Origin of the sequence: Sphingomonas sp. STIS6.2, assembly GCF_000732685.2 — a bacterium.
In the GTDB taxonomy this organism is placed as follows: Bacteria; Pseudomonadota; Alphaproteobacteria; order Sphingomonadales; family Sphingomonadaceae; genus Sphingomonas; species Sphingomonas aerolata.
Map to the genome: position 1 here is coordinate 1 of NZ_JPDP02000144.1, position 2,818 is coordinate 2,818.

General features: G+C 58.8%; 3 protein-coding genes. All 3 read right to left on the reverse strand.

Annotated elements, in window-relative coordinates; genetic code table 11:
- Window positions 1–429 precede the first annotated feature (429 nt).
- The gene (locus tag sphst_RS14555; RefSeq protein ID WP_159043654.1) at window positions 430–1,554 is read right to left on the reverse strand and encodes a hypothetical protein; all 1,125 of its coding nucleotides are present in this window, start codon (window positions 1,552–1,554) and stop codon (window positions 430–432) included.
- A gap of 377 nt (window positions 1,555–1,931) precedes the next feature.
- On the reverse strand, window positions 1,932–2,186 hold the full coding sequence (locus tag sphst_RS14560) for a hypothetical protein (RefSeq protein WP_031393997.1): 255 nt from the start codon (window positions 2,184–2,186) through the stop codon (window positions 1,932–1,934).
- Window positions 2,187–2,300: 114 nt separating this feature from the next.
- The coding region (locus sphst_RS14565; RefSeq protein WP_107045745.1) for a tyrosine-type recombinase/integrase at window positions 2,301–2,818 on the reverse strand (518 nt) is incomplete at its 5' end.

A 2,818-nucleotide genomic window follows, 5' to 3' on the forward strand; every position in this document is an offset into this window, starting at 1 on the left:
CGCAGATCGCGCCCTAACCGGACGTCCGCTTCCGGGCCGCGTCAACGGCGCGGTGAACAGCCGCAAGTGGGCGCTTGCGGACTGGCCGCTTTGCCGCCCGATAGCTGCCACTCGGCTTTCAAGCACGGTCGGCACGCGACGAGCGCCTAAATGTCGCGACCTGGTAGAAAGCGGACTGACCTTTTGGGGGGGCGAACCTGGAAAAACCGATTATCGAACGAGCATACCAAATGCGTCGGCTTTTCAATCAACGGATGCGCCGGCTCCTGCAGTTTTCTGGTTGATGCAAAACTTGTGGGCTTGCGTCGCGTAATGCCAAATCGGACGTGACTACGACGGCTAGGCTTTCCGATTGAAAACTTCAGGTAACCGGGTGCTTCGGCGGCGCTGCATTTCGGAAAAAATCGTTGGATGAAGAGCAATAGGATTTCAGGACGCCGGCTTGAGATTGGGCGCCGTCATTGATGCAGTTGTCTCTGGGCCAAGATCCGCGCGAACCAAGCGCGGGGTTGGATCGCGGGCCATCAGGCGCGACCCCGTCACCGCAACCATGTTCGCGGTGAAGGTATAGCGTTCGCGTCCATAGCTTGGCTGCACTTGCGGGGCATAGCGACGAACCGATACAGAACGGACCACCTGCTCGGCCCACCCCCCCTTCAACGCTACATGATCGCCATGCCGCGAGATGTGCGCGTCACTGATCCGCCCGTCAGTGCCGATCGCGAAGGCCACATCGATCCATTGTCCGACATAGCTGCCCATCGCCACCGGCGGCATTTCGGTGTTAAACATGGCAGCAGGGTTGGAGTTCGGGGCGAAGCGGTTACCTGATCCCCGGGAAGACGCGGTCAGCGCAACTGCGGGGGCGTATAATAACAACGCAGGCGCTCCAGCGGGTTGCCTTGGATATCGTTCAATCAGGCGATCGAGCTCGGGCCCGGGGGTCGTCTGGGCAGCGAGCAGAAAACTCAGTTGCCGGCCGGCTACTTGATAAGGCTGCAACGCCGGTTCGCGCCTCGCGATCAACGCATCGATAGCCCGGCGTGCCGCGAAGCCGAAAACCGTGTGATTTTGTTCGGCAAGGCGGGTTTTGAGCGTAGCTACCCGTAAAAGAGCAAGGCCCTCAATCTCAATGAGGCCGAGCTTGTGAGCGCGTCGGGCAATGCCTGCATACTGCTTCTCGCTTCCTATAAACCGGCCAGCGCGAGCATAGGCATCGCCAAGCTCGATCCGCTCCAGGAACACACGTGGATCGTCTTCAGCCATGCCCGCCTTCATCGCGCTGATCGTGTCGAGAGCACTGGACAGCTCGCTGTCGGCTAGGCCGAGATGCGCTGCCATCACGCTATTAGCATGGTGCAGATTAGCAACCGCCACCGGGTATTGCTTTGCAAACCGTGCATTGCGACGCCTTGCTGCCAACAGGGATGCGCGTGCCGCATCATATGTCCCCGCTTCGAACTGAGCTTGAGCGAGAGCAAGCGTAGCGGCAATGTCCCTGTCAGGCGAGCAATGCGTTGCAAGACATTCGTCGACGTGTCTCTTATAATCCAAAGTACGGCTCGCGGTGACAACTATATCACGCCCCGATGTCTCTTTTGCGGCAGGAGGGGTCGTAACTTGGGCGGACAGGGGTGCGGTGGCTAACAGGCCGCATGCCACTAACCAACGCCCTATCAGCATCGCTAAAGACTCCGAGAAATCGGACCAAGGCTAGACGTCAATCACATCCTCGTCCACCCGCACAGCGGAAAAGGTGCACAGTAGCGTAGCTACTAAACTGGGCCGGCCCGTCTAGCTGCTGTGATACGTGCAAGTGCCTGATCATTGAGATGGATCTGGGGGGTAAGCGGAACGATCAGGTTTGGTCGAAAGCTGCCGTTCGCGATCCTCGTCTTCTTACTCTGATCGATCGGATCAGGACATCATAGTCAGCCAAGAAATCTGCTCCATCGGTATGTCAGCCAGCCAACCACGGTGGCCAGAACCGGAAGGCCAAATATCAATGCGAAGAACTCAATCCGCTTGTTAGCAAGGCAGTCCGACACCTGTAGATGATCGTGAGGCAGACACTCGCCCATCGTGGTGGTTAGCAGCACTGGCAGACCGATAAGCATCAGAAAGCCAGTAGCGAAGCCCCAGCCTACAATTCGGTGAAAACGATTGGGGTCGGGCGTCTTGGCCATCTGCGTCTGTGTAGCAGATATGGGAATGTCCGTTAATGGGCGGCAGCGGAAGGGCTGCTTTCGACGCTCGTCCGCCCGGTCCGGCTTCTCACAGAGGCGAGAAGCCGGCGTAAGTTACACCTCGATGCCCTCTGACAAGGTCAAAGCGTCTTCCACATCAACGCCAAGATAGCGGACGGTATTCTCGATCTTGGCGTGGCCGAGCAGGATTTGCACCGCGCGAAGATTGCCTGACGCCTTGTAGATGATGGAAGCCTTGGTCCGCCGAAGCGAGTGGGTCCCATACTCTTCACGGCGCAGCCCTATGCCATTCACCCATTCGGCAACCAGCCGGGCGTACTGGCGCGTACTGAGCGGGCGGGCATGATCGGTGCGGCTAGGAAAGACATAGTCGGCGAGCGAACCACCTCGCCTCTCTAGCCATGCCAGCAAGCTTGCGCGGGCGTCCGCCATTAGCTCGAATTGCACCGGCCTGCCTGTTTTCGCCTGCACGACGATCGCACGGGTTCGGACATGGCCACCAAGGACGATATCGCCGATCCTCATCTTGACCACATCGCAACCACGCAGCTTGCTGTCGATCGCCAGGTCAAACAATGCTCGATCCCGTAGTCGCCGGTGCTGATCGAGGA

Coding starts and splice junctions, on each gene's coding strand:
- sphst_RS14560 (WP_031393997.1), bottom strand. CDS start 2,186: ATGGCCAAGACGCCCGACCCCAATCGTTTTCACCGAATTGTAGGCTGG.